General features: G+C 61.9%; 23 protein-coding genes. 11 read left to right on the top strand and 12 right to left on the bottom strand.

Features of this window, described 5'->3' with window-relative positions:
- Positions 1-5: 5 nt before the first annotated feature.
- Genes aroK through GFU70_RS02335 form a run of 6 tightly spaced genes read right to left on the bottom strand, consistent with a single transcriptional unit; the run spans position 6 to position 5,405 of the window.
- A complete protein-coding gene (gene aroK, locus GFU70_RS02360) occupies positions 6-524 on the bottom strand; it encodes a shikimate kinase AroK (protein ID WP_003196983.1) in 519 nt (172 codons plus the stop codon).
- A gap of 4 nt (positions 525-528) precedes the next feature.
- On the bottom strand, positions 529-2,616 hold the full coding sequence (gene pilQ / locus GFU70_RS02355; RefSeq protein WP_153387540.1) for a type IV pilus secretin PilQ: 2,088 nt from the start codon (positions 2,614-2,616) through the stop codon (positions 529-531).
- Positions 2,613-3,158 carry a pilus assembly protein PilP gene (locus GFU70_RS02350; protein ID WP_116643334.1) on the bottom strand — a complete coding sequence of 182 codons (546 nt, stop codon included), beginning with the start codon at positions 3,156-3,158 and terminating at the stop codon, positions 2,613-2,615. The genes pilQ and GFU70_RS02350 overlap by 4 nt, the downstream gene beginning before the upstream one ends.
- Entirely contained in the window at positions 3,155-3,778 is a 624-nt protein-coding gene (pilO, locus tag GFU70_RS02345) for a type 4a pilus biogenesis protein PilO (protein ID WP_116643335.1), read from the bottom strand. The genes GFU70_RS02350 and pilO overlap by 4 nt, the downstream gene beginning before the upstream one ends.
- Positions 3,775-4,341: a PilN domain-containing protein gene (locus tag GFU70_RS02340; RefSeq protein WP_058542653.1), complete on the bottom strand. Its 567-nt coding sequence runs from the start codon at positions 4,339-4,341 to the stop codon at positions 3,775-3,777. The genes pilO and GFU70_RS02340 overlap by 4 nt, the downstream gene beginning before the upstream one ends.
- Complete coding sequence (locus tag GFU70_RS02335; RefSeq protein WP_058542652.1) at positions 4,341-5,405, bottom strand: pilus assembly protein PilM; 1,065 nt, start codon at positions 5,403-5,405, stop codon at positions 4,341-4,343. Before GFU70_RS02335 ends, GFU70_RS02340 begins: the two co-directional genes overlap by 1 nt.
- A 207-nt stretch (positions 5,406-5,612) precedes the next feature.
- On the opposite strand from GFU70_RS02335, the gene GFU70_RS02330 reads away from it, so the two are divergent.
- On the top strand, positions 5,613-8,057 hold the full coding sequence (locus GFU70_RS02330; protein ID WP_165826103.1) for a penicillin-binding protein 1A: 2,445 nt from the start codon (positions 5,613-5,615) through the stop codon (positions 8,055-8,057).
- Positions 8,058-8,312: 255 nt separating this feature from the next.
- On the opposite strand, the gene GFU70_RS02325 is transcribed toward GFU70_RS02330, so the two are convergent.
- The 3 genes from GFU70_RS02325 to rpmE form a co-directional block, all read right to left on the bottom strand.
- A complete protein-coding gene (locus GFU70_RS02325; protein WP_058542650.1) occupies positions 8,313-9,581 on the bottom strand; it encodes a malic enzyme-like NAD(P)-binding protein in 1,269 nt (422 codons plus the stop codon).
- Between the two features lie 181 nt (positions 9,582-9,762).
- Positions 9,763-10,548 carry a thermonuclease family protein gene (locus GFU70_RS02320; protein ID WP_153387539.1) on the bottom strand — a complete coding sequence of 262 codons (786 nt, stop codon included), beginning with the start codon at positions 10,546-10,548 and terminating at the stop codon, positions 9,763-9,765.
- Between the two features lie 41 nt (positions 10,549-10,589).
- Complete coding sequence (gene rpmE, locus GFU70_RS02315; RefSeq protein ID WP_058542648.1) at positions 10,590-10,814, bottom strand: 50S ribosomal protein L31; 225 nt, start codon at positions 10,812-10,814, stop codon at positions 10,590-10,592.
- Between the two features lie 285 nt (positions 10,815-11,099).
- Between rpmE and GFU70_RS02310 the strand changes: the two genes are divergently transcribed.
- The 10 genes from GFU70_RS02310 (at position 11,100) to GFU70_RS02265 (ending at position 24,365) form a co-directional block, all read left to right on the top strand.
- The gene (locus GFU70_RS02310) at positions 11,100-13,319 is read left to right on the top strand and encodes a primosomal protein N' (protein WP_153387538.1); all 2,220 of its coding nucleotides are present in this window, start codon (positions 11,100-11,102) and stop codon (positions 13,317-13,319) included.
- A gap of 264 nt (positions 13,320-13,583) precedes the next feature.
- The gene (gene argS, locus GFU70_RS02305; protein ID WP_058542646.1) at positions 13,584-15,320 is read left to right on the top strand and encodes an arginine--tRNA ligase; all 1,737 of its coding nucleotides are present in this window, start codon (positions 13,584-13,586) and stop codon (positions 15,318-15,320) included.
- Position 15,321: 1 nt separating this feature from the next.
- Complete coding sequence (locus GFU70_RS02300; protein WP_153387537.1) at positions 15,322-16,026, top strand: SPOR domain-containing protein; 705 nt, start codon at positions 15,322-15,324, stop codon at positions 16,024-16,026.
- A gap of 256 nt (positions 16,027-16,282) precedes the next feature.
- Entirely contained in the window at positions 16,283-16,813 is a 531-nt protein-coding gene (hslV, locus tag GFU70_RS02295) for an ATP-dependent protease subunit HslV (protein ID WP_003186641.1), read from the top strand.
- Between the two features lie 56 nt (positions 16,814-16,869).
- Entirely contained in the window at positions 16,870-18,207 is a 1,338-nt protein-coding gene (gene hslU, locus GFU70_RS02290; RefSeq protein WP_058543901.1) for an ATP-dependent protease ATPase subunit HslU, read from the top strand.
- Between the two features lie 227 nt (positions 18,208-18,434).
- Entirely contained in the window at positions 18,435-18,812 is a 378-nt protein-coding gene (locus GFU70_RS02285; RefSeq protein ID WP_018606686.1) for a gamma-butyrobetaine hydroxylase-like domain-containing protein, read from the top strand.
- Positions 18,813-19,091: 279 nt separating this feature from the next.
- On the top strand, positions 19,092-20,771 hold the full coding sequence (gene phaC, locus GFU70_RS02280; RefSeq protein ID WP_058543902.1) for a class II poly(R)-hydroxyalkanoic acid synthase: 1,680 nt from the start codon (positions 19,092-19,094) through the stop codon (positions 20,769-20,771).
- A gap of 260 nt (positions 20,772-21,031) precedes the next feature.
- On the top strand, positions 21,032-21,889 hold the full coding sequence (phaZ, locus tag GFU70_RS02275; protein ID WP_003186648.1) for a poly(3-hydroxyalkanoate) depolymerase: 858 nt from the start codon (positions 21,032-21,034) through the stop codon (positions 21,887-21,889).
- Between the two features lie 112 nt (positions 21,890-22,001).
- The gene (phaC, locus tag GFU70_RS02270; protein ID WP_058543903.1) at positions 22,002-23,684 is read left to right on the top strand and encodes a class II poly(R)-hydroxyalkanoic acid synthase; all 1,683 of its coding nucleotides are present in this window, start codon (positions 22,002-22,004) and stop codon (positions 23,682-23,684) included.
- 60 nt (positions 23,685-23,744) lie between these two features.
- Positions 23,745-24,365: a TetR/AcrR family transcriptional regulator gene (locus GFU70_RS02265; RefSeq protein ID WP_058543904.1), complete on the top strand. Its 621-nt coding sequence runs from the start codon at positions 23,745-23,747 to the stop codon at positions 24,363-24,365.
- A gap of 128 nt (positions 24,366-24,493) precedes the next feature.
- Here the strand turns inward: GFU70_RS02265 and GFU70_RS02260 are convergent, their stop codons facing one another.
- From GFU70_RS02260 to GFU70_RS02250, 3 genes are all read right to left on the bottom strand, one after another.
- Positions 24,494-25,387 carry a phasin family protein gene (locus tag GFU70_RS02260; protein WP_116643340.1) on the bottom strand — a complete coding sequence of 298 codons (894 nt, stop codon included), beginning with the start codon at positions 25,385-25,387 and terminating at the stop codon, positions 24,494-24,496.
- Positions 25,388-25,397: 10 nt separating this feature from the next.
- The gene (locus GFU70_RS02255) at positions 25,398-25,820 is read right to left on the bottom strand and encodes a phasin family protein (protein WP_058543905.1); all 423 of its coding nucleotides are present in this window, start codon (positions 25,818-25,820) and stop codon (positions 25,398-25,400) included.
- Positions 25,821-26,080: 260 nt separating this feature from the next.
- Positions 26,081-26,356, bottom strand: a complete 276-nt coding sequence (locus GFU70_RS02250; RefSeq protein ID WP_058543906.1) for a polyhydroxyalkanoic acid system family protein — start codon at positions 26,354-26,356, stop codon at positions 26,081-26,083.
- Between the last annotated feature and the right edge of the window lie 50 nt (positions 26,357-26,406).

Here is a 26,406-nt window from a genome sequence, read left to right as displayed (position 1 = left end):
GCGCATTAACGGGGAGGCAGTTGCTGAAGGCGATCGAGAATGTCCAGCACCACCATCCGCGGCGGCCGCTCATCGGTTTCCACCACCAGGTCGGCGATTTCCCGATACAGCGGGTCACGCAGCTCCAGGAGGTCGCGCAGGGTCTTGGCCGGGTCGGCGGTGCGCAACAGCGGCCGGTTGCGATCCCGGGCGGTGCGACCGACCTGCTGCTCGACAGAAGCATGCAGATAGACCACTCGTCCGCCGGCATGCAGCGCCCGACGATTGGCTTCGCGCATCACCGCGCCGCCACCGGTGGCGAGCACCACGCCATCGAACGCGCACAGCTCGGCGATCATCGCCTGCTCACGGTCACGAAAGCCCGGTTCGCCTTCCTTGTCGAAAATCCATGGGATATTGGCGCCCGTGCGCAATTCAATTTCCTTGTCGGAATCTTTGAATGGCAGGCGCAGCTCTTTGGCCAGCAAACGGCCGATGGTGCTTTTTCCAGCGCCCATCGGCCCAACAAGAATCAAATTTCGCACAGAATCAACGACTCACAGCAATCGCCTGGTTATTCATGATACGCGGAGTGAGGAACACCAGCAGCTCGGATTTGCTATCCGAAACCACATCACGCCGGAAAAGGCGGCCAAGATACGGCACATCGCCAAGAAATGGCACCTTATCTACAACCTTGCTCTGAGTATTTGAGAAAACCCCACCAATCACAATGGTCTCGCCATCATTGACCAGGACCTTGGCATTGACCTCGTTTTTCTTGATCGGCGGCACATCATTCACCTTGTTCAGGTAGTCCGGCTCATCCTTGGTGACCTTGACCTCCATGATGATCCGGTTGTCTGGGGTGATCTGCGGGGTCACCTCCAGCGATAGCGAAGCCTCCTTGAACGATACCGACGTAGCGCCGCTGGAGCTGGCTTCCTGATAAGGAATTTCCGTGCCCTTGAGGATCTTTGCGGTCTCCTTGTCGGATGTCACCACCTTGGGCTGGGAGACAATCTCCCCATTACCGGTTTTCTCCATGGCCGTCAGCTCAAGGTCCAGCAATACGTTGTCGGTGATGAAGGCGATGCCGATGCCCGAGGTGTTGCCCGAGGCGCCCAGGTCGACGAACGGCTGGTTGGTGCTGGTGCTGCCCGGCGTGCCGATAGTGGTGGAGTCGCCCGTGGTGACCCCCGAGGAGCTCCAGTTGCCCTTGTTTTGAACCGAACCGCCCCAGCGTACGCCCAGGCTTTTGTCGTAGTCGACGTTGGCCTCGACAATCCGCGCCTCGATCATCACCTGGCGCACTGGAATATCCAGCTGCGCCACGATCCGGCGCAGTTCGTCGAGGCGGTCCTGGGTCTGGTAGGCAATGATGTTGTTGGTGCGCTCATCGACCGTGATCGTGCCGCGCTCATCGGCTTTCGCCTCGGCACTGGTCACCGATTGGAACAACTTGGCGATGTCGGCCGCCTTCGCATAGTTGACCTGCAACAGTTCACGCCGCAGCGGTGCCAGGTCGGCGATCTGCTTCTGCGACTCCAGTTCCTGACGCTCACGGGCGGCAATTTCATCGGCCGGCGCCACCAACAGCACGTTGCCGACCTTGCGCTTGTCCAACCCCTTGGTCTTGAGCACCAGGTCGAGCGCCTGGTCCCAGGGCACATTCTGCAACCGCAGGGTGATGCCTCCTTGCACTGTGTCGCTGGCCACGAGGTTGAGGTTGGTAAAATCGGCAATCAGTTGCAGGACCGACCGCACCTCGATGTCCTGGAAGTTGAGCGAGAGCTTCTCGCCAGTGTAGGCCGCGCGGTCGGCGTTGCGTTTTTGCAGGTCGTCGACGGTCATGGGCCGGACGCTGACGGTGAGCTTATTGTCGGTCTGGTAGGTCGAGTAGTCGAAGGTGCCGCTGGGTTCGATGCTGATGGTCGCCCGCTCACTGCCGGCACTGGCATTGACGAATTGCACCGGGGTGGCGAAGTCCTTGACGTCCAGGCGCACCCGCAGTGGCTCGGGCAATTGGGTCCTGGCGAAATTGAGGATGATCTTGCCTTCGCGCTCCTGGATGTCCGGGGTGATGGACGGGTCAGACAGATCGATCACCACGTTACCTTCGCCCTGGGTCCCGCGCTGGAAGTCCACTCCACGGATCGCCTTGCCCACCGGCGCACTGGCCCTCGCAGGCGCAGCGCTGGCAACCGCCGGGCGCGAGGCCTGGGCCGCGCTCTTCGGTGCAGTGCCCGTCGAGGCGGCGCCCTTGCCAACCACCACGAACAGGTTGTTACCTTCGACCCGGGCGTCATAGGGCGCCAGCTGGGTAAGACCGATGATCAACCGGGTGCGATCCCCAGCCTCGACCACGGTAGCGCTACGTGCATTGCCCCCGCCCAGGTCGTGGCGCTTGCTGGCCAGTTGATTGGTCACGCCCGGCAGATCCAGTGCAATCCGCGCCGGTTGTTCGGTGGTGTAGCCCCGGGGCGTCGGCGGCGGCCCGTCGAAGGTCAGCTTCAACTCGACACGGTCCCCCGGCAACGCCGCCACATCCAGCGTCTTCAGACTGGCCCCATGAACCATCGGCGACAACAGCGCTATCCATAGCGAAATACCGAGGGCTGGAAAAATCCTGTTCATTGTTCGAGTTCCACTAATGAGTGCTCTTTCAAAGGAATGGTCTTTGGTCGCTCCAGCCAGGCACCCTCGCCATCGGGAACGAGTTCGACCACATCGACCTGGGTGGCACTGATGTTGACGATCCGCCCGTCGTTGCGCCCCAGATAGTCACCGACCTTGAGCCGATGCACCCCGCCCGCGCCTCGCAGGAGCGCGAAGGAACCACCGGCGTTGGAGATCGTACCGACCATTTCAAACTGCTCGATGTTGAAGCCTTCCAGGTACTGCTTGACCCGGTTCGGGTCGGGCCGGACGTTGCGTGAACCCCGCTGCCGGTCGGCCTGGTCCACGCGGATCTGCCGGGAAAACGGGCTGCGCAGGTTGGCGGCACTGTAGGTAAAGGTCTCGTGGGGCCTGAACGTCGGCGTCGGCTCGATCTTGCCGGGTGGCCGCAGGCGCACTTCGTTCATGTAGGCGTCCAGGTCGCTGAAACCGTCGTCGTTGTTGCACCCCGCCAGCGCGACCAGGCCTGCCAGCAGACAGATGCGACACACCGACCTCATGGTTGCGCCTCCTGCTCGTTGTATCGGTAGGTCTTGGCCTGGATGCTCATGCGCAGCTTCGCGCCTGCCTCGGGTTCCATCGGTGCGATGTCGAAATCGTGCAGCGTGACAATCCGGGGCAGCCCGGCCACCCCACTGACGAATGTCGCCAGGTCGTGGTAGCCGCCGGTCACGGTGATCTGGATCGGCAACTCGATGTAGAACGGCTGGGTGACCTCCGGCAGCAGCTTGATTTCCTCGAACTCCAGGCCGCTGCCCAGGCCAGTGCGGGTAATGTCCTCCAGCAGGCCCGGCACTTCGGTATCGCTGGGCAATTGCCGCAACAGCACACCAAAGGATGTTTCCATCTGCTTCATCTGCTCGGTGTAGCGCTCCAGGTTCGCGGCCATGTGGGCCTTGCCCGCGAATTGCGCCTTGAGGGTGTTTTCTTCTTCGCGCACCTGCTGCAACTGGTTCTCCAGGTCACTCAAGGCAAAGTTATAGCCCAGCCCCAGCACCAGGACCACCAGCAGGATACCGGCCAGCCATTTGATGGGTGCCGGCCAGGAACCGATGTTGTTGGTGTCCAGGTCACTGAGGTCGATCTTGCGCAGCGCGTCGAACCACTCCCCAGGTTTCATTGGGCGTCCTCCGCATCGGCAGGGCGGGTCTGGCGAACCGTCAGTTGGAAAACGTTGGCCTGGTCGAGCTGCCCGGCGGTGGTGGCCTTGACCTCCGTCAGGCTGGGCGTGTCGAACAGGTCCGACGAGTCCAGGTTGCGCATCAGGTCCGAGACCCGGTTGTTCGATTGCGCGGCCCCCTTGATCGAGAGCGTCCGGTCTTCCATCTTCACTTCAGTGAAATACACCCCATCCGGCAAGGTCCGCACCAACTGGTCGAAGATGCGCCCGCTCACCGGCCGGTTCCCTTGCAGATCCTGGATGATGCGCATGCGCTCCAGCAACTGCTGGCGACGAGCCTTCAATTCGCTGATCTGCTTGATGCGCTCGTCCAGTACGGCGATCTGCTCGGAGAGATGGCTATTGCGAGCGACCTGGTGGTCGATGGCGTTGTCGATGTACCGGATCGCAACCAGGACCACGCCGACCGCACCGACCAGCGCCCCCACCAAGGCCAGCAAAAAGCGTTTGCGCCGCTCTTCGCGCAACTCTTCGCGCCACGGAAGCAGATTGATCCGCGCCATCAGTCGAAACTCCTGAGGGCCAGCCCACAGGCAATCATCAGTGCGGGCGCATCACCAGCCAGGGCGCCGGCATTGACCTTGCTGCTCAGGGCCATGTTGGTAAACGGGTTGGCCACCTGGGTCGGCGTGCCCAAGCGCTGCTCGATCAGCCGATCCAGGCCGGCGACCGAAGCCGTGCCCCCGGCCAGCAGAATGTGGTCCACCGCACTGTACTGGCCCGAGGCGAAGAAGAACTGCAGGGACCGCGAGACCTGCTGTACCAGGGCCTCACGAAAAGGTTGCAGCACTTCGCTGAGATAATCGTCCGGCAGGCCACCCTGCTTCTTTGCCAGGCCGGCCTGCTCGGGAGTCAGGCCATAGCGGCGCTGGATTTCCTCGGTCAGCTGGCGGCCACCGAACAATTGTTCGCGGGTATAGATGATGCGTCCGTTGTGCAGCACGCTGAGGGTGGTCATGGTGGCGCCGATGTCGACAACCGCCACGGTCAGCCGCTCCTGGGACGCGGCCAGTTGCGTGGCGAGCATGCCAAAAGCCCGCTCCAACGCATAAGCCTCCACATCGACCACCCGCGCCGTCAGCCCGGCGAGCGCCAACGCGGCCTCGCGGACCTCGACGTTTTCCTTGCGGCACGCCGCCAGCAGCACTTCGACGCGCTCGGTACTGCGCGGCGAAACACCCACCACTTCGAAATCGATGGCCACCTCATCCAGGGGATAAGGGATGTACTGATCGGCCTCGATCTTGAGCTGGTTTTCCATGTCATCGTCGGACAGACCGGCGTCCATCTCGATGGTCTTGGTGATCACCGCCGAACCCGCCACGGCCACCGCCACGCTACGCAAGGGCGTCTTGGCCTTGGCCAACAGCCGCGACAACGCCTGGCCCACCCCTTCGAGCTCGGCGATGTTCTTCTCGACCACGGCGTTGACTGGCAGCGGTTCGACCGCGTAGGACTCGACGCGGTATCGCTCGCCCTGGCGGCTCAACTCCAGCAGCTTCACCGACGTCGAACTGATGTCGATCCCCAGAAGCGCATGGGCTTTTTTATTGAAGAGTCGTAGCACTACCAATTCCCTATGACTATCCGTGAGTTACGGACTCTCTAATACGCATTGCGTTCAATCACTCCAGCCCGACGGACGTCCGGATGGCATTCCCGACGAAAAAAAATGCTTATAATGCCCAGCGTTTTTTTTCGCTTTGTTGCAAGCACGGGTCCATCCCTGCACCTGGCGCCTTTTCATTCTTTGCCTGGATATCCAAAAGCCTTGATTCGTCTGCTGAAATTTTTCGGATGGTCCATCGTCGCCGTTTTCTGCGGACTGCTTTTGGGCCTGAGCGGTGCCTTTCTTTACCTTAGTCCGGGATTGCCGTCCGTGGAGGCGCTGAGAAGCATTCAGTTGCAGATTCCCCTGAGGGTGTACAGCAGCGACGACAAGTTGATCGCCGAATTTGGCGAAATGCGCCGCACACCGATCCGTTTCGCCGACATTCCCCCCAATTTCATCAATGCGTTACTAAGTGCTGAAGACGATAACTTCGCCAACCACTATGGCGTCGATCCAGGCAGCCTGATGCGCGCCGCCAGCCAGTTGATCAAGAGCGGACACATCCAGTCCGGCGGCAGCACCATCACCATGCAGGTGGCCAAGAACTTCTTCCTGACCAGCGAACGCAGCTTCTCGCGCAAGACCACCGAGATTCTCCTGGCCCTGCAAATCGAGCGGCAGTTGACCAAGGATGAAATCCTCGAGCTGTACGTGAACAAGATTTACCTGGGTAACCGCGCCTACGGCATCGAGGCGGCGGCGCAGGTGTATTACGGCAAGTCGATCCGCGATGTGAGCCTGGCACAGATGGCGATGATTGCCGGCCTGCCCAAGGCACCCTCGCGCTTCAACCCGTTGGCCAACCCGGCGCGCAGCAAGGAGCGTCGCGACTGGATCCTGGGGCGCATGTACAAGCTCGGCAAGATCAGCGAGGCCGACTACACCGCCGCGATCAATGAGCCACTGAACGCCAGCTATCACGTACCTACCCCGGAAGTGAATGCCCCGTATATCGCCGAGATGGCCCGTGCCGAGATGGTCGGGCGCTATGGCAGCGAGGCTTACACCGAAGGTTTCCGCGTGATCACCACGGTGCCGAGCAACTTGCAGGAAATGGCCACCACCGCGTTGCACGAGGGCCTGATGACCTACGATCAGCGCCACGGCTACCGCGGCCCCGAATCGCGCCTGCCGGGCAAGACCAGGGAAGCCTGGGCCCTGGAGCTGTCCAAGCAGCGCACCATCAGCAGCCTGGAGCCGGCGATTGTCACGTCGGTGGACAAGGACGGCATCAAGGTGCTGACCCGTAACGGCGAACAGGAGGAACACGTGGCCTGGGACACCATGAAATGGGCCCGTCCGTTCCTCAATACCAACAGCATGGGTGCCAACCCACGGCAACCGTCGGACGTCGCCCAGGTCGGCGACCTGATCCGCGTCCAGCGCCAGGCGGACAACACGCTCAAATTCAGCCAGATCCCGGCCGCCCAAGGCGCACTGGTGTCCCTCGACCCGCAGAACGGTGCCATCCGTTCGTTGGTGGGTGGCTTCGCCTTCGAGCAAAGCAACTACAACCGGGCATTGCAGGCCAAGCGCCAGCCAGGCTCGAGCTTCAAGCCGTTCGTCTACAGCGCTGCCCTGGATAACGGCTACACCCCCGCCAGCCTGGTGAACGACGCGCCGATCGTGTTCGTCGATGAGTACCTGGACAAAGTCTGGCGACCAAAGAACGACACCAATACGTTCCTCGGCCCGATTCGCTTGCGTGAGGCGCTGTACAAATCCCGCAACCTGGTCTCGATCCGCCTGTTGCAGGCACTGGGCGTAGACCGCACCATCGACTACATCACCAAGTTCGGCTTCAACAAGCAGGACCTGCCGCGCAACCTGTCCCTGGCCCTGGGCACCGCAACCTTGACGCCGATGGAAATCGCCACGGGCTGGAGTACGTTTGCCAACGGCGGGTACAAGATCACCCCCTACCTCATAGACAAGATTGAAAGCCGCAACGGCGAGACGCTGTTCGTCGCCAACCCGCCACGCGTTCCCACGGGTGAGCAGGCCAGCGATGGCGTCGCCGCACCGGCCACCGAGTCGTTCACGGTCAATGCGACAGCGGGTGAAGCCACTACGGCCCCGGGCCTGCCGCAGGCACCCGCCATCGCCGAGCGCATTGTCGATGGCCGCACCACCTACATCCTCAACAGCATGCTGCAAGACGTGATCAAGCTCGGCACCGGCCGCCGCGCCCTGGCCCTGGGTCGCACCGACCTCGCGGGCAAGACCGGCACCACCAACGAATCCAAGGACGCTTGGTTCTCCGGCTATAACGCCGATTACGTGACCACTGTCTGGACCGGTTTCGACCAGCCTGAAAGCCTGGGTCGCCACGAGTTCGGCGGCACCGTGGCGCTGCCGATCTGGATGAGCTACATGGGCGCCGCCCTCAAGGACAAACCACCTCACACCCAGCCGGAACCGGAAGGCATCCTCAGCCTGCGGGTCGACCCGGTCAGTGGCCGCGCTGCGACGCCAAGTACTCCGGGTGCGTACTTCGAACTGTTCAAGAGCGAAGACACGCCACCGTCGGTCAACGAACTGGGCAACGGCGTCGCACCGGGCAGCCCGCTGCCGGCGGACGAAGCAGCGCCGATCGACCTGTTCTGACCGGACACCATCCAAAAGCCCCGCCTTCGGAAGAAGTGCGGGGCTTTTTTCAACCCCTTAAAACACACATCCCCTGTGAGAGCCGAGCTTGCTCGCAATGGCGGCGGGTCAGCTTGCATCCATGTTGAATGCCAGACCGCAATCGCGAGCAAGCTCGGCTCCCACAGGGATTTGCGGTGGTCACACAAGATCGGCATGCACAAAAAAGCCCCGGCTCACAGGAGCCGGGGCTTTTTGTTGAAGCGCTACAACGGCTTAGCCGTTGAACACATCATCCACGCTCTTGAGCGGGTAGTTCTTCGGATACGGCAGGGTGGCCACGCCAGTCTCGATCGCGGCCTTGGCCACGGCGTCGGAGATCAGGGTGATCAGACGGGCGTCCATTGGTTTCGGAATGATGTACTCACGACCGAATTCCAGCTTGATGCCGCCGTAGGCGTCGCACACTTCCTGAGGCACCGGCAGCTTGGCCAGTTCGCGCAGGGCGTTGGCGGCCGCGACTTTCATTTCTTCGTTGATGCGCTTGGCGCGAACGTCCAGGGCACCGCGGAAGATGAACGGGAAGCCCAGTACGTTGTTGACCTGGTTCGGGTAGTCCGAACGGCCGGTGGCCATGATCACGTCGTTACGAGTCGCGTGAGCCAGTTCCGGGGCGATTTCCGGGTCCGGGTTCGAGCACGCGAACACGATTGGGTTCGGCGCCATGCGCAGCAGGTTTTCCGCGCTCAGCAGGTTCGGACCCGACAGGCCCACGAACACGTCGGCACCGTCCAGCGCGTCCGCCAGGGAGCGCTTCTCGGTCGCGTGGGCAAACACAGCCTTGTACTGGTTCAGGTCGTCACGGCCGGAGTGGATCACGCCGGTACGGTCAACCATGAAGATGTTTTCGATCTTGGCGCCCATGCTCACCAGCAACTTCATGCAGGAGATGGCCGCAGCGCCGGCGCCCAGGCAGACGATCTTGGCTTCCGGCAGGGTCTTGCCGGCGATTTCCAGGGCGTTGATCATGCCGGCCGCGGTCACGATCGCGGTGCCGTGCTGGTCATCGTGGAATACCGGAATGTCGCACTGCTCGATCAGGGCGCGCTCGATCTCGAAGCACTCAGGTGCCTTGATGTCTTCCAGGTTGATGCCGCCGAAGGTGATGGAGATGCGCTTGACGGTGTCGATGAAGGCTTGCGGGCTCTCGGAATCGACTTCGATGTCGAATACATCGATACCGGCGAAGCGCTTGAACAGCACGCCCTTGCCTTCCATGACTGGCTTGGAAGCCAATGGGCCGAGGTTACCCAGGCCGAGAATCGCGGTGCCATCGGAAATGACTGCAACCAGGTTGCCTTTACCGGTGTATTTGTAGGCCAGTTCAGGGTCGCGAGCGATTTCGCGGACTGGTTCGGCTACGCCGGGGCTGTAGGCCAGCGACAAGTCGCGAGCAGTAGCGGTGGCCTTGGTGAGCTCGACACTCAGCTTCCCTGGACGAGGATTAGCGTGATATTCGAGAGCGGCAGTTTTCAGATCAGACATGTGGGCATTCCGCTTTTTACTGTGTTGGACAGACGGACCGCCGAGGATACGCGCCTCGCAAAGTCCCCACAAGACTGACCAGTCACTGCTGTCAAGCGCCCTGCCCTACGACTTTGGGCCAAGAGCCGCGAAACACAAGGGCTACATGCATACAATCCAGCAAGGAAATGTCTACAATTTTCTATCGAGGCGTTGCGCCCAACATGGCCGGATCCGTCAACGGCAGCAGCCAGCGCGCCTGGCCTTGCTTAAGCCCACCACGCCGTGAACGATCAACCAGCCAGCCACGGGCTTCAATCTGCCGACCTTTGAACCCCTCAAGCGAAGCCTTATCGAAACGACTCACGAGATTGGGCGCAACATGCAATACAACCGAATCCGGCAATTGGAGCCATATACCGCCCCGATTACGCCTGACTTCACTCACGCGCCCGCTGAGCACGGCGAAACCCGATGCCTTGATTTGCCATGTGTTGAGCACAGGCGAGCGTTTCCACAGCCCTAGCCCCGCTGCACGCGCCTGACGTTCGGCAGCACGTTGGCAGGCCACCAGGTCGACATTCGGTGCCACCGCCACATGAAAACCCAAACCCTCGGCGAGCAATTGCGCTTCGAGATTCGCGCCCTGGCTACTGTAGACATGGGCCAGGGTACGACCGTAGCGGTCCTTGCCTTCCTTGCCAGGCAGCAATCCCACGCGCCCCTCGCTGTCAGCCACCAGCGCCTGGAGCCGACGGCGAGCCGCAACAGCGAAGGGTTCATCGGAACCCCCTTGCCGCCCCAGCTCAGGGCTATTGAGGCCGATCATGCGCACGCTTCGGCCATCCGTCAGGCGTAACGTATCGCCATCCACCACCCGCTGTACCGTCACCGGGACAAGGCCCGCCGGCGCCGGGCAAAAGGCCTGGGCATCCGCCAGCCAAATCGCAGACACAAAAAAGGCGCCCACAAGGGACGCCTTTTTCATCAGTCTGGAGCGGTCGAGACGACCATCCAAAATGATCAGCCTCAGGCTTTTGGAGTAACTTTGCCGAAAGCACCGAAACGATCGGCGAACTTCTGAACACGGCCGCCGGTATCCAGAGTCTTTTGCTTGCCGGTGTAGAACGGGTGGCATTCGTTGCAAACGTCGATCGCCATGGCTTTGCCGTAGGTCGAACGCGTTTCGAACTTGTTGCCGCAGCTGCAGGTTACGGCAATTACTGGGTATTCCGGATGGATATCGGTTTTCATGCTGTTTTCCTCAGGCTAGCGTGCCGCCACCCAACACTATTGTTGAATACCGCACGTAATTAGGCCGCGGATTCTACCAGACAACATCAATCACGCAAGCTATGACTTGTACCAACCGTCTGCTAGGCTCCCGGCCTCATGCGCGATCCCTGTGGGAGCGGGCTTGCTCGCGAAGGCGGCGTGTCAGGCACGTCATTTCTGCCTGATACTGCGCCTTCGCGAGCAAGCCCGCTCCCCCATTCAGCGCCAGCCTCACCAAATGCCTGTTTATTGAGATTGCCCCGCGTGCCCGACGCCATCCTGCGCCTCGCCCTGCCTTCGCCCCTGCGCCGCCTGTTCGACTATCGCGCCCCGGCCGGGGTCCTGCGCGCCCAGTTGCATCCGGGCATGCGCCTGCGGGTGCCGTTCGGCCGGCGGGAGATGATCGGCATCCTGGTGGAGGTCACCGACCACAGCGAGGTCCCGGTCGACAAGCTCAAACCGGCCCTGGCTCTGCTCGATGCCTCGCCACCGCTGCCCGCCGCGCTGTTCAAGTTGTGCCTGTGGACGTCCCAGTATTATCAGCACAGCCTCGGCGACACCCTGAGCTGGGCGCTGCCGGTGCTGCTGCGCCAGGGCGAACCGGCCGAGGCGCGCCAGGAGCGGTTCTGGTCGGTGGCACCCGGCGCCTCGCTGGACGATCCACGCATCGCCCGCGCGCCACGCCAGCGTGAGGCCTTGGCGACCCTGGCCCAACACCCCCACGGCGTGGCTCATCAACTGCTGAGCAAACTGATGCTCAGCAAGGACAGCCTCGACCTCTTGCTGGCCAAGGACCTGGTCCAGGTGGAAGTGCGCAGGCACGCCCCCGGCGCCCGCCATGAACATTGGCTGGCCCAGCCGGAACTGCCGCTCAACGCCGAACAGCAGGCCGCTTGCGAAGCGATTCGCGCAGGTTTCGACAGTTATCACGCCTTTCTGCTGGCAGGTGTCACCGGCAGCGGCAAGACCGAGGTCTACCTGCAACTGATCCGCCAGGCCCTGGAGGCCGGCAAGCAGGCGCTGGTGCTGATTCCGGAAATCAACCTCGGCCCGCAAACCCTGGCGCGCTTCGAACAGCGCTTCAACGCCCGGATCGCCCTGGTGCACTCGGCGGTCAACGACCGCGAACGCCTGGAGGCCTGGCTCGCCGCCCGTGACGGCGAGGCCGATATCATCATCGGCACCCGTTCGGCCCTGTTCACGCCGATGAAGAACCCCGGCCTGATCATCATCGACGAAGAACACGACGGCTCTTATAAACAGCAAGAAGGCCTGCGCTATCACGCCCGCGACCTGGCGCTGGTGCGCGCCCGCCAGGAAAACATCCCGATCGTCCTCGGCTCGGCCACGCCATCGCTGGAAAGCCTGCACAACGCCTACACCGGCCGCTACGGCCTGCTACGCCTCAATGAGCGGGCCGGCGGCGCCAAGCAACCGCGCTTCCTGCGCCTGGACGTGAAAAGTCGCCCGCTGGACAGCGGTATTTCCGGGCCGATGCAGCAAGCCATCGGCCAGACCCTGGCCGCCGGGCAACAGGTCCTGGTGTTCCTCAATCGCCGCGGTTTTGCCCCGACCCTGTTATGCCACGACTGCGGCTGGATGTCCGGCTGCGAACGCTGCGACGCGCGGATGACCGTGCATCAACGCCATGGCGAGTTGCGTTGCCACCATTGCGGCCACGTCGAGCGCGTGCCCAGGCACTGCCCCCAGTGCGGCAAAGTGGACTTGCGCCCGGTCGGCGCCGGCACCGAGCGTGCCGAAGAACGGCTGGGCATTCTGTTTCCCGATTACCCGGTCTTGCGGGTGGATCGCGACAGCACTTCGCGCAAGGATGCGATGAACCAGTTGTTCGCCACGATCCAGAAGGGCCAGCCGTGCATCCTGGTGGGCACGCAGATGCTCGCCAAGGGGCATCACTTCCCACGGGTTACGCTGGTGTCGATCCTCGACGCCGATGGCGGACTGTTTTCCGGTGACTTCCGCGCCAGCGAGCGCATGGCCCAGTTGATCGTCCAGGTCGCAGGCCGGGCCGGGCGGGCCGAGGAGCCGGGCAAAGTGATCATCCAGACCCACCTGGCCGATCATCCATTGCTGATCCAACTGACCGAGCAAGGTTATTTCGCCTTCGCCGAACAGGCCTTGAGCGAACGCCGCAGCGCCGGCCTGCCGCCGTTTGCCCACCTGGCGCTGTTGCGGGCCGAAGCCCACAAGCCGGGGCAGGCCGAAGGCTTTCTCGATGAGGCCTGCAGCGAGGCAGAGCGCTTGCTGGCGCAGCAGAACCTCACCGGCATCGAACTCTTGGGCCCGGTGCCGGCGCCGATGGAACGGCGGGCCGGGCGCTATCGCGCGCAGCTTTTATTACAGGCCAATGCCCGGGCACCGCTGCATCGACTGCTGAACGCCTGGCTGCTGGTGCTGGAACAGATGCCCAGCGGGCGTGCGGTGCGCTGGTCGCTGGATGTGGATCCGGTGGATTTGTATTGAATGGATTGCAAGCCTGGCCTCTGTGGGAGCGAGCTTGCTCGCGATAGCGGTCTGGCATTCAACATCAATGCAAGCTGACCCGCCGCCATCGCGAGCAAACTCGCTCCCACAGAGGATTGTGTACATCCAGGCCACCAAGAATAGTCACCACACATCCCCAACCAACCCGCTACAGTTGGCAAGCCCGTCTTCGCCACGGATAATGCTCAGTTTTTCCACCAGCGCATCGAAGCGCCGCCGCGCCTGCGGTTGAAAGAGAAGACCATGAAAGACACCATTCGCCAGCTCATCCAGCAAGCCATCGCCCAACTCGTCACTGAAGGTGTGCTGCCAGAAGGCCTGTCGCCGGCAATTCAGGTCGAAAACACTCGCGACAAGACCCACGGCGACTTCGCCAGCAACATCGCGATGATGCTCGCCAAACCGGCCGGCATGAAACCCCGCGACCTGGCGGAAAAAATCATCGCTGCGCTGCCTGCCGACGAGAACGTCACCAAGGCCGAGATCGCCGGGCCGGGGTTCATCAACTTCTTCCAGAACACCCAGGCCCTGGCCTCACGCCTCGACGCAGCCCTGGCCGACGAACGCCTCGGCGTACGCAAGGCGGGCCCGGTGCAGCGCACCGTGGTCGACCTCTCGGCCCCCAACCTGGCCAAGGAAATGCACGTCGGCCACCTGCGCTCGACCATCATTGGCGATGGCGTGGCCCGGGTCCTGGAGTTTCTCGGCGACACCGTGATCCGCCAGAACCACGTCGGCGACTGGGGCACCCAGTTCGGCATGCTGATGGCCTACCTGCAGGAAAACCCCATCACCAGCAATGAGCTGTCGGACCTGGAGAACTTCTACCGCGCCGCCAAGCAACGCTTCGACGAGTCGCCCGAATTCGCCGACCGCGCCCGTGGCCTGGTGGTCAAGCTGCAGGCCGGCGATGCCGAGTGCCTGGCGCTGTGGAGCAAGTTCAAGGACATCTCCCTGTCCCATTGCCAGAAAATCTACGAGCTGCTGAACGTCAAATTGACCATGGCCGACGTGATGGGTGAAAGCGCCTACAACGACGACCTGATCAACGTGGTCAACGATCTCAAGGCCAAGGGCATGCTGGTGGAAAGCAACGGCGCCCAGTGCGTGTTCCTCGACCAGTTCAAGACCGCCGATGGCGAGCCGCTGCCGGTGATCATCGTCAAGGCCGACGGGGGCTACCTCTATGCCACCACCGACCTGGCGGCCGTGCGCTACCGCAACCGCGTGCTCAAGGCCGATCGGGTGCTGTACTTCGTCGACCAGCGCCAGGCCCTGCACTTCCAGCAAGTGTTCGAAGTCGCGCGCCTGGCCGGTTTCGTCACCCATCCGATGGACATGGAGCACATGGGCTTCGGCACCATGAACGGCGCTGACGGCCGCCCGTTCAAGACCCGCGACGGCGGCACGGTGAAGCTGATCGACCTGCTGACCGAAGCCCAGGACCGCGCCTACACCCTGGTCAAGGGCAAGAACCCGGACCTGGCCGAGGACGAACTGCGCAAGATCGCCAAGGTCGTGGGCATCGACGCGGTGAAATACGCCGACCTGTCCAAGCACCGCACCAGCGACTACAGCTTCAACTTCGACCTGATGCTCAACTTCGAAGGCAACACCGCGCCGTACCTGCTGTACGCCTACACCCGCGTGGCGGGAGTGTTCCGCAAGCTCGGCAAAAGCTTCAACGAAGTGGACGGCCAGATTGTGCTCGAGGCCCCTCAGGAACAGGAGCTGGCGGCTAAGCTGGCGCAGTTCGGCGAGGTGCTGAACAACGTCGCCGACAAGGGCACGCCGCACACGCTGTGCGCCTACCTGTACGATGTCGCCGGCCTGTTCTCCAGCTTCTACGAGAACTGCCCGATCCTCAGCGCGCAAACCCCAGGGCAAATGCAGAGCCGCCTGCGCCTCGCCGCGCTGACCGGGCGTACGCTCAAGCAAGGCCTGGAACTGCTGGGCCTGGAAACCCTGGAGCGCATGTAAGTTGGCCGCCAAGAAAAAACCTGCACCCAAACGCGGCGCCAGTCGTTACCAGCCTCCAGCCAAAAAACCGATTCCGGGCTGGTTGTGGATGGCCATCGGCCTGACCGTCGGCGCTTTCATTGTGTTTCTGATGAAGCTGGAGCCGGGCCAGGGCGATGACGTCAAGCGCGTGCGGCAAGAGCAGCAGAAAGCCACGCGGATCGCCGAGGCCAACAAGACCCCGCCGAGCCCGACGCAACCGGTGAAGCCGAAGTACGACTTCTACACCTTGCTGCCGGAATCGGAAGTCATCGTGCCGCCCGAGGCCGTGCCGGAGAAAACCCTGCCGACACCGCAAGTACCGCAGGTGCCCGCCACGCCAGTGACCCCGGCCGAAGCGGCGAAGATCGATACCGCTCGCGCCCAGGCAGCCCTGGCCGGCATCACGCCGCCACCGGCCCCGCCGGTGCAGAAAGCCGCGCCGGTGACGAAGTTCTTCCTGCAGGCCGGTTCGTTCCGCAAGGAAGCCGACGCCGACAAGGTCCGGGCGCAGATCATTCTGCTGGGCCAATCCGTGTCGGTGGAGTCCGGCACCGTGAAGGACGAAACCTGGTACCGAGTACTGGTCGGCCCGTTCAGCAACCGCGAGGAACTGACCATGGCCCAGAAACAGTTGGCCGGCAGCGGGTTCAGCAATTTGTTGTTACAACAACGCCAGAGCCGCTGATTTCCGCTGAGGACAGGCTTTTGTGGCCGCTGGGTTTGTAGGCGCTGTCGAGCGCAGCGAGGCTGCGATCTTTTGATCTTTTGATCTTTTGATCTTTCGCTTGGGACTCAATTGGCTGGGGAAAGATCGCAGCCTCGCTGCGCTCGACAGCTCCTACGTGACTCGCACCACTCGTCCCCCGCAGTTGAAAAACCCCACGCCACCCCCATATGAGTTCCATCCGGGCATTTTCGCCCCGCTGCGTGGAGACTCTCCCTTGACCACCATCGTTTCAGTCCGCCGTCATGGCAAAGTCGTCATGGGCGGCGACGGCCAGGTTTCACTGGGCAACACCGTGATGAAAGGCAACGCGAAGAAAGTCCGCCGCCTGTATCACGGCCAGGTCATCGCCGGCTTTGCCGGGGCCACTGCCGACGCCTTCACCTTGTTCGAACGTTTCGAAGGCCAGCTTGAGAAACACCAGGGCCACCTGGTCCGTGCCGCCGTGGAACTGGCCAAGGAATGGCGCACCGACCGCTCCCTGAGCCGCCTCGAAGCCATGCTCGCGGTCGCCAACAAGGACGCGTCCCTGATCATCACCGGCAACGGCGACGTCGTTGAGCCCGAAGACGGCCTGATCGCCATGGGTTCCGGCGGTGCCTATGCCCAGGCTGCGGCCAGCGCCCTGCTGAAAAAAACCGACCTGTCGGCCCGTGAGATCGTCGAGACTGCCTTGGGCATTGCCGGCGATATCTGTGTCTTCACCAACCACACCCAGACCATTGAGGAGCAGGACCTCGCGGAATAAGCCTGTCCAGGCGACCCACGCCACGGCCCGTTCCTGCTTGAGGACCACCTATTATTATGTCCATGACTCCCCGCGAAATCGTCCACGAACTCAACCGCCATATCATCGGCCAGGACGATGCCAAGCGCGCCGTCGCCATCGCCCTGCGTAACCGCTGGCGCCGGATGCAACTGCCCGAAGAACTGCGCGTCGAAGTGACCCCCAAGAACATCCTGATGATCGGCCCGACCGGCGTCGGTAAAACCGAGATCGCCCGTCGCCTGGCCAAACTCGCCAACGCGCCGTTCATCAAGGTCGAAGCCACCAAGTTCACCGAAGTCGGCTATGTCGGTCGCGACGTCGAGTCGATCATTCGTGACCTGGCCGATGCCGCCATCAAGTTGCTGCGCGAACAGGAAATCACCAAGGTCCGCCACCGCGCCGAAGACGCCGCCGAAGAGCGCATCCTCGACGCCCTGCTGCCACCGGCGCGAATGGGTTTCAACGCCGACGCCGCCGCGACCCAGGATTCCAACACCCGCCAGCTGTTCCGCAAGCGCCTGCGCGAAGGCCAGCTGGACGACAAGGAAATCGAGATCGAAGTGGCCGAAATGGCCGGTGTCGACATTTCCGCGCCGCCAGGCATGGAAGAGATGACCAACCAGTTGCAGAGCCTGTTCGCCAACATGGGCAAGGGCAAGAAGAAAAACCGCAAGCTCAAGGTCAAGGAAGCGCTGAAACTGGTGCGCGACGAAGAAGCCAGCCGCCTGGTCAACGAAGAAGAGTTGAAGGCCAAGGCGCTGGAGGCGGTCGAGCAACACGGCATCGTGTTCATCGACGAAATCGACAAGGTCGCCAAGCGCGGCAATGTCGGCGGTGCCGATGTGTCCCGCGAAGGTGTGCAACGCGACCTGCTGCCGCTGATCGAAGGCTGCACGGTCAACACCAAGCTGGGCATGGTCAAGACCGACCACATCCTGTTCATCGCCTCCGGTGCGTTCCACCTGAGCAAGCCGAGCGACCTGGTGCCGGAGTTGCAGGGTCGCCTGCCGATCCGTGTCGAACTCAAGGCACTGACGCCGGAAGACTTCGAACGCATCCTCAGCGAGCCCCACGCGTCCCTGACCGAACAGTATTGCGCGCTGCTCAAGACCGAAGGCCTGAGCATCGAGTTCACGCCAGAAGGCATCAAGCGCCTGGCCCAGATCGCTTGGCAGGTCAACGAGAAGACCGAGAACATCGGCGCCCGTCGCCTGCACACGCTGCTCGAACGCCTGCTCGAGGAAGTCTCGTTCAGCGCCGGCGACCTGGCCAGCGCCCACAACGAAACGCCGATCCTCATCGACGCCGAGTACGTCAACAGCCACCTGGGTGAGCTGGCGCAGAACGAAGACCTGTCGCGGTATATCCTGTAAGCCACACCCAATGTGAGCGAGCTTCTGTGGCGAGGGAGCTTGCTCCCGCTGGGCTCTGTAGGAGCTGTCGAGTGCAACGAGGCTGCGATCCTTCCACCGCCAATTGAGTCTGGCGTGAAGATCAAGATCAAAAGATCGCAGGCTTCGCCAGCTCCTACATCGTCCAGCGGGAGCAAGCTCCCTCGCCACATATCGTGCATGCAAGGCTTCAAGAGACTGACGACCCCATGACCAAACTCCCCACCGCCATCAACTTGCACAAAGCCTCCAGGACCCTGACGCTCAAATACGCGCCGGACGAGGAGTATCACCTGCCCGCCGAATTCCTGCGGGTGCACTCGCCTTCGGCCGAGGTCCAGGGCCATGGCAAACCCATCCTGCAATACGGCAAGCTCAACGTTGCCCTGACCAAGGTCGAACCGGCCGGCCAGTACGCACTGAAATTGACCTTCGACGACGGCCACGACAGCGGGCTGTTCACCTGGGACTATCTCTACCAGTTGGCGGTGCGCCAGGAAGACTTGTGGAACGATTATCTTGGCGAACTCAAGGCCGCCGGAAAAACCCGCGATCCGAACGAGTCCGTCGTCAAGCTGATGCTCTAATTCAAGGGCTGGCGCTTTAGGGCGAATTTTCTAGACTCATCTGCTTGAATGCCCGCGCGGCAACGTCAATGACTGGCCTGCTTGCGAAAAAAATTAAACTCGGGTAACCAATGGAGCTGGCAAGTTACCTGCAGAGGAACTGCCGAGTTCCTGGCACACGTTTCCTCATTGGCCCCTCGATGCGGAATTAATGGTCACCCGAGCAGCGTACCTGGTATTGGCTGTGTGGCTTCATGGCACGATCCGGGTACTCGTCTGAAGGACAATGGAGCGTCGTAGATGAGCAACAAGAACAACGATGACCTGAAGTATCAAGCCTCGGAAAATACCCTGGGGTTGAATCCCGTCGTCGGCTTGCGCAGAAAAGATCTGCTGGCCTCTGCCCGCATGGTGCTGACCCAGGCCATCAAGCAACCGCTGCACAGCGTCAAGCACGTCGCCCATTTCGGCGTCGAACTCAAGAATGTCCTGTTCGGCAGATCCGAACTGCAACCGGCCGGCGACGACCGTCGCTTCGCCGACCCGGCGTGGAGCCAGAACCCCCTCTACAAACGCTACCTGCAAACCTACCTGGCGTGGCGCAAGGAGCTGCACGCCTGGATCGACGACAGCAACCTCTCGCCCGCGGACATCAGCCGTGGCCATTTCGTGATCAACCTGATGACCGAAGCCATGGCCCCGACCAACTCGGCGGCCAACCCGGCGGCGGTCAAGCGCTTCTTCGAAACTGGCGGCAAGAGCCTGCTCGATGGCCTCTCCCACCTGGCCAAGGACCTGGTGCACAACGGCGGGATGCCGAGCCAGGTCAACATGGGCGCGTTCGAGGTCGGCAAGAGCCTGGGCGTGACCGAAGGTGCCGTGGTGTTTCGCAACGACGTGCTGGAGCTGATCCAGTACCGGCCCATCACCGAGCAGGTCCACGAGCGACCGCTGCTGGTGGTGCCGCCACAGATCAACAAGTTCTACGTATTCGACCTGAGCCCGGACAAGAGCCTGGCGCGCTTCTGCCTGCGCGGCAACGTGCAGACCTTCATCGTCAGTTGGCGCAACCCCACCAAGGAGCAGCGCGAGTGGGGCCTGTCGACCTACATCGAGGCGCTCAAGGAAGCGGTGGACGTGGTCACGGCCATCACCGGCAGCAAGGACGTGAACATGCTCGGCGCCTGCTCGGGCGGCATCACCTGCACCGCGCTGCTGGGCCATTACGCCGCCCTCGGCGAGAAAAAGGTCAATGCCCTGACCCTGCTGGTCAGCGTGCTCGACACCACCCTGGACACCGACGTGGCGTTGTTCGTCGACGAGCAGACCCTGGAAGCGGCCAAGCGCCACTCCTACCAGGCCGGTGTACTCGAAGGTCGCGACATGGCCAAGGTGTTCGCCTGGATGCGCCCCAACGACTTGATCTGGAACTACTGGGTCAACAACTACCTGTTGGGCAACGAGCCACCCGTGTTCGACATCCTGTTCTGGAACAACGACACCACGCGGCTACCGGCAGCGTTCCACGGCGACCTCATCGAAATGTTCAAGAACAACCCACTGATCCGCCCCAACGCACTGGAAGTGTGCGGCACGCCCATCGACCTCAAGCAGGTCACCGCCGACATCTTCTCCCTGGCCGGCACCAACGACCACATCACGCCGTGGAAGTCCTGCTACAAATCGGCGCAGCTGTTCGGCGGCAAGGTCGAGTTCGTGCTCTCGAGCAGCGGCCATATCCAGAGCATCCTCAACCCGCCAGGCAACCCCAAGTCACGCTACATGACCAGTGACGACATGCCGGCCAAGGCCGAGGACTGGCAGGAGAACTCAACCAAGCACACCGACTCCTGGTGGTTGCATTGGCAGGCCTGGCAGGCCGAACGCTCGGGCAAACTGAAAAAAGCCCCGACCGTGCTGGGCAACAAGGCCTACCCGGCCGGTGAAGCGGCGCCCGGCACTTATGTGCATGAGCGGTAATGGATGCAACTCGTCTGCTGCGGGGGTGGGCTTGCTCACGAATACATCCCGCCAGCCGACACTGAATGCAAGGCCCACAGCGCTGGGGAACATACAACTCATGTTCACAGCAGATCCCATGTGGGAGCGAGCTTGTTCACGATGACGGCGGTACATTCAACACCTGTATGTGCTGACACATCGCAATCGCGAGCAAGCTCGCTCCCACAGGGGGTAGGGGAAAAATGAAAGACAGCGACCCAACCCACAGGGCTTGAAGCATGCCGCAACCGTACATCTTCCGTACCGTCGATCTGGATGGCCAGACCTTGCGCACCGCGGTACGTCCCGGCAAGCCTCACTTGACGCCGCTGCTGATTTTCAACGGCATCGGCGCCAACCTCGAGCTGGTGTTCCCGTTCATCCAGGCCCTGGACCCGGACTTGGAAGTCATCGCCTTTGACGTTCCCGGCGTCGGTGGTTCATCGACGCCCAACCGGCCGTATCGCTTTCCTGGCCTGGCCAAACTCACCGCGCGGATGCTCGATTACCTGGACTACGGGCAGGTCAACGTGATCGGCGTGTCCTGGGGGGGCGCCCTGGCCCAGCAGTTCGCCTATGACTACCCCGAGCGCTGCAAGAAGCTGGTACTGGCGGCCACGGCGGCCGGGGCGGTGATGGTGCCGGGCAAACCGAAGGTGCTGTGGATGATGGCCAGCCCCCGGCGCTACGTTCAACCGTCCCATGTGATGCGTATCGCCCCGCTGATCTACGGCGGTTCGTTCCGTCGCGATCCGAGCCTGGCGGCCAGCCATGCGGCCAAGGTTCGTTCGGCGGGCAAGCTCGGTTATTACTGGCAACTGTTCGCAGGCCTGGGCTGGACCAGCATCCATTGGCTGCACAAGATCCACCAGCCGACCCTGGTGCTGGCCGGCGACGACGACCCGCTGATCCCGCTGATCAACATGCGCATGCTGGCCTGGCGCATTCCCAACGCCCAATTGCACATCATCGATGACGGCCATCTGTTCCTGATCACCCGGGCCGAGGCAGTGGCGCCGATCATCATGAAATTCCTGGAGGAAGAACGTCAGCGTGCAGTGATGCATCCGCATCCCTCGCCGCTGGGCGGCGGCTGAAACCGCCCATTTGCGCCTGGCAGGACGCCGGACCGCGCAGCGACCCGAAACAGCGACTATGTTGTCTGGTTCGGTGTGTTTGTTTTTTGCCTGATGACGAAGGAGTTGACTCATGCGCGACAAACCGGCGAAGGGTTCCATGCCCGCCCCTGCCAGCTTCATCAACGTACAAAGTGCGGTCACCGGCCTGCGTGGCAGGGACCTGCTGTCCACCTTGCGCAGCGTTGCCGTACACGGCTTGCGCAACCCGGTGCACAGTGCCCGGCATGCGTTGAAGCTGGGCGGTCAACTGGGTCGCGTGCTGCTGGGCGAGACCCTGCACCCCACCAACCCCAACGACCAGCGTTTCGCCGACCCCACCTGGCAGCTCAATCCGTTCTACCGCCGCAGCCTGCAGGCCTACCTGAGCTGGCAGAAACAGGTGACGAGCTGGATCGACGAAAGCACCATGAGCCAGGATGACCGCGCCCGCGCCCACTTCGCCTTCGCCCTGCTCAACGACGCCGTTTCGCCGTCCAATACCTTGCTCAACCCGCTGGCGGTCAAGGAACTGTTCAACTCCGGCGGCACCAGCCTGGTTCGAGGCCTCAGCCACCTGGTGGACGACCTGCTGCACAACGACGGGTTGCCGCGACAAACCACACCCCATGCCTTTGAAGTCGGCAAGACCCTGGCGACCACCCCCGGCGCGGTGGTGTTTCGCAACGAATTGCTCGAGCTGATCCAGTACCGGTCCATGAGTGAAAAGCAATACGCCAAGCCGTTGCTGATCGTGCCGCCGCAGATCAACAAGTTCTACATTTTCGACCTGAGCCCTTCCAACAGCTTCGTCCAGTACGCCCTGAAAAACGGCTTGCAGGTCTTTATCATCAGCTGGCGCAACCCTGACATACGCCACCGCGAATGGGGCCTGTCCAGCTACGTCGAGGCCGTGGAAGAAGCCATGAACGTCTGCCGGGCGATCACCGGCGCCCGCGAGGTCAACCTGATGGGTGCCTGCGCCGGGGGCATGACCATCGCCGCCCTGCAAGGCCACCTGCAGGCCAAGCGCCAGCTACGCCGGGTCGCCAGTGCCACCTACCTGGTGAGCCTGCTGGACAGCCAGATCGATAGCCAGGCCACGCTGTTCATCGACGAGCAGACCCTCGAAGCCGCCAAGCGCCGCTCCTACCAGAAAGGCATCCTCGATGGCCGCGACCTGGCCCGGGTGTTCGCCTGGATGCGCCCCAACGATCTGATCTGGACCTACTTCATCAACAACTACCTGCTGGGCAAGGAGCCACCGGCCTTCGACATCCTCTACTGGAACAACGACTGCACCCGCCTGTCGGCTGCTTACCACGGCGACCTGCTGGACTTCTTCAAGCACAACCCACTGACCCATCCCGGCGGCCTGGAAGTGTGCGGCACACCCATCGACCTGCAGAAAGTGACAGTGGACAGTTTCAGTGTGGGCGGCATCAATGACCACATCACGCCGTGGGACGCGGTGTATCGCTCGACGCTGCTGCTCGGTGGCGAAAAACGCTTCGTGCTTTCCAACAGCGGCCATGTCCAGAGCATCCTCAACCCGCCGGGCAACCCCAAGGCCAACTACATCGAAAGCGCAAAAATGAGCAGCGACCCACGGGCCTGGTACCACGACGCCAAGCACGTCGATGGCAGTTGGTGGACCCAATGGCTGGGCTGGATCCAGGAACGTTCCGGCGCCCAGCACGAAACCCAGATGACCTTGGGCAACGCGAACTACCCGCCCCTGGACGCAGCTCCCGGCACCTATGTTCGCGTGCGCTGAAAGCCTTACCCCACGGCCAGGCGATTGGCCGTGGCACGACTTGATCATTAAGAAGACCGGATGAAAACCCGCGACCGCATCCTTGAATGTGCCCTGCAGTTGTTCAACGAAAAGGGCGAACCGAACGTCTCCACCATGGAAGTTGCCAACGAAATGGGCATCAGCCCGGGCAACCTCTATTACCACTTTCATGGCAAGGAACCGCTGATCCTCGGGCTGTTCGAGCGATTCCAGGGCGAACTGGCACCGCTGCTGGACCCTCCGTCAGACGTGCAGTTGGCGCCGGAAGACTACTGGCTGTTCCTGCACTTGATCGTCGAGCGCCTGGCCCAGTACCGCTTTCTCTTCCAGGACCTGTCGAACCTGGCCGGGCGCCTGCCGAAGCTCGCCAAGGGCATCCGCCAGTTGCTCAATGCCCTGAAGCGTACCCTCGCCTCACTGCTGGCGCAGCTCAAGGCCCAGGGGTTGCTGGTCAGCGACACCCAGGCCCTGGGTCAGTTGGTGGAGCAGATCACCATGACCTTGCTGTTCTCCCTGGACTACCAGCGGATCCTGGACCGCGAAGGCGAGGTGCGGCTGGTGGTCTACCAGATCATGATGCTGGTGGCCCCACACCTGCCGCCCGCGACCAAGGTAGCGACTGAGCAACTGGCGTTGCGCTACCTGGAAGAACACGAGTAACCACCGGCAGTGGCAGATCCATTGTGAGCGAGCCTTGCTCCCACAAGGCTCGCTCCCACAGGTTGACCTGCGTACAAACAAAAACGCCCGACCTTCACAGGCCGGGCGTTTTTGCATGTCCCGCAGAATCAGGACTGGGTGGTAGGCGTCGTTGGAGCCGACGCTGGAGTTGGCGTGGCGACCGGGGTCGGAGCAGCGGCAGAGTTCGCCGTGCTCATCGGGGCCGTTGGTTTGGCGGCCGCGGTCGGCGCCTTCGGTGCAGCGGCTTTCGGCGCGGCCGGTTTTTTCACGGCCGGTTTTTTCGCCGCAGCGGGTTTGGCCGCCGCTTTTACCGCAGGCTTGGCGGCGGGCTTGGCTGCCGGTTTGGCTGCCGCCTTAGCCGCGGGTTTGGCCGCAGGCTTGGCTGCCGCTTTGGCCGCAGGTTTAGCCGCTACCGATTTGGCCGCCGCCTTGGCAGCAGGCTTGGCCGCAGCAGTTTTAGCCGCAGGCTTGGCCGCTGCTTTCGCCGCAGGTTTGGCAGCGGGTTTTGCCGCAGCCTTGACCAGTGGCTTGGCCGCCGTTTTAGCGGCCGGCTTGGCCGCTGCAGTCTTGGTCGCCACCGGTGCGACTTTGGCGCCGGTGAGTTTTTCGATCTGCTTGGTCAGGGTGTCGACCTTGCTGTGCAGTGCCTTGACTTCATTACGGCTCGGCACACCCAGGCGCGAGATCGCACTGTTCAGGCGCTTGTCGAAAGCCCCTTCCAGTTCGTCCCATTTGCCCAGTGCCCGATCCTTCACGCCGCCGATTCGCGACTTGGCGGACTCGGCAGAGTCCTTGGCTGCATCGACTTGTTTGCCGACTGCCGTCTTGGTGAGTTTTTCGGCCTTTTCGCCGTCCTTAACCAGGGACTCGAAGAGCTTGCTGCCGTCAGTGTCGATCTTCGAGTACACGCCTAAACCAGCAAGCCAGATTTTGCGGGAATACTTTTCAATCTTCCCGGCCCACGAGCTGCCCTCTTTTTCTGTGATTTTTTTGCCAGCCATCCCGTTCTCCTTAATGTTTACGCGCGACACGTTCGAGCAATGCTGTCAGCTCATCGAGCTTAGCAGAGAGTGTCTCAACGTCATGTTTAGACGGAATGCCGATACGATTCAAGGCACTTGCAACACGGGCATCGAATACCTTCTCGACTTTATCGAGTTGTACTTCAACCCGGGCCTTGAAAGTATTGACGTCGCTCTTGGCTTCAATCAATTCGCTGTTGGCCGCTTCAAGTTTCCCGGCAATTTTCTTTTTGCCTTTGGTTTCAATAACTTCACCAGCCTTTACCAGCTCCTGGAAGTACTCGCTGCCTTCCTGGCCAACCTTCGTGTAGGCGCCCAGGCCAGCCAGCCAGATCTTGCGCGCGTACGTTTTCACGTCGCCGAGCGTGGAAGATTCAACGTCGGTTTTTTTCTTCAGAATAACTTTGGCCATGGTGCACCTCACTCGAAAAAGGTTTGAGGAACTGCCCGCACATGGACGGGCTCAGGCACAAAGTAGTGACAATAATTAGAAAGGGCACCCTAACAACTGACACAAACTGGATAGCGAGTGGCCTCATGTGGGAGCGGGCTTGCTCGCGAATGCGGTGGGTCATTCACTATTGATGTTGACTGGTCCAACGCTTTCGCGAGCAAGCCCGCGCCCACAGAGTTTGGGGGTGAACTTGAGTGCTGCATCCTCCTTTCGATCAATCAGGCCAACGCCTTATCCAACGCCTTTTCGATTTCCGTCTTGATCGTGCCGCTCATGGCCGACATCAACATGCCCAGCTCCACGTCGACGCGGATCGAGTCATCGCCCACATGCACCTCGCCCTTGACCCCGGAACGCTTGAGTTTCAGGGTGTCGCCCACCCACTGCGGCTCCAGGCCATAGCTGTCGGACAACTTCTGCGCCAGCTTGTCGGCTTTCTCTCGCGCCGCTTCCTTGCCCAGGCCATGGGCACGCTCAACAGTTATACGGGCCATCGGGTAACTCCTGTTCTATCGGGACTTGCCTGAACGTTTCAGACCCTGGC

The sequence above is a fragment of the Pseudomonas brassicacearum genome (assembly GCF_009601685.2).
Lineage (GTDB): Bacteria > Pseudomonadota > Gammaproteobacteria > Pseudomonadales > Pseudomonadaceae > Aquipseudomonas > Aquipseudomonas kilonensis_B.
The sequence above is the reverse complement of the archived record's forward strand: the minus strand, read 5'-3'. Positions and strand labels throughout refer to the sequence as shown.

Excerpts from the sequence above, each read along its gene's own strand:
- GFU70_RS02265 (WP_058543904.1), top strand. The coding sequence starts at position 23,745 with ATGAAAACCCGCGACCGCATCCTTGAATGTGCCCTGCAGTTGTTCAAC.
- GFU70_RS02320 (WP_153387539.1), bottom strand. The coding sequence starts at position 10,548 with ATGAAAAAGGCGTCCCTTGTGGGCGCCTTTTTTGTGTCTGCGATTTGG.
- phaZ (WP_003186648.1), top strand. The coding sequence starts at position 21,032 with ATGCCGCAACCGTACATCTTCCGTACCGTCGATCTGGATGGCCAGACC.
- GFU70_RS02260 (WP_116643340.1), bottom strand. The coding sequence starts at position 25,387 with ATGGCTGGCAAAAAAATCACAGAAAAAGAGGGCAGCTCGTGGGCCGGG.
- hslU (WP_058543901.1), top strand. The coding sequence starts at position 16,870 with ATGTCCATGACTCCCCGCGAAATCGTCCACGAACTCAACCGCCATATC.
- phaC (WP_058543903.1), top strand. The coding sequence starts at position 22,002 with ATGCGCGACAAACCGGCGAAGGGTTCCATGCCCGCCCCTGCCAGCTTC.
- GFU70_RS02340 (WP_058542653.1), bottom strand. The coding sequence starts at position 4,341 with ATGGCGCGGATCAATCTGCTTCCGTGGCGCGAAGAGTTGCGCGAAGAG.
- argS (WP_058542646.1), top strand. The coding sequence starts at position 13,584 with ATGAAAGACACCATTCGCCAGCTCATCCAGCAAGCCATCGCCCAACTC.
- pilO (WP_116643335.1), bottom strand. The coding sequence starts at position 3,778 with ATGAAACCTGGGGAGTGGTTCGACGCGCTGCGCAAGATCGACCTCAGT.
- GFU70_RS02325 (WP_058542650.1), bottom strand. The coding sequence starts at position 9,581 with ATGTCTGATCTGAAAACTGCCGCTCTCGAATATCACGCTAATCCTCGT.
- GFU70_RS02255 (WP_058543905.1), bottom strand. The coding sequence starts at position 25,820 with ATGGCCAAAGTTATTCTGAAGAAAAAAACCGACGTTGAATCTTCCACG.
- GFU70_RS02250 (WP_058543906.1), bottom strand. The coding sequence starts at position 26,356 with ATGGCCCGTATAACTGTTGAGCGTGCCCATGGCCTGGGCAAGGAAGCG.
- pilQ (WP_153387540.1), bottom strand. The coding sequence starts at position 2,616 with ATGAACAGGATTTTTCCAGCCCTCGGTATTTCGCTATGGATAGCGCTG.
- GFU70_RS02350 (WP_116643334.1), bottom strand. The coding sequence starts at position 3,158 with ATGAGGTCGGTGTGTCGCATCTGTCTGCTGGCAGGCCTGGTCGCGCTG.
- GFU70_RS02285 (WP_018606686.1), top strand. The coding sequence starts at position 18,435 with ATGACCAAACTCCCCACCGCCATCAACTTGCACAAAGCCTCCAGGACC.
- rpmE (WP_058542648.1), bottom strand. The coding sequence starts at position 10,814 with ATGAAAACCGATATCCATCCGGAATACCCAGTAATTGCCGTAACCTGC.
- phaC (WP_058543902.1), top strand. The coding sequence starts at position 19,092 with ATGAGCAACAAGAACAACGATGACCTGAAGTATCAAGCCTCGGAAAAT.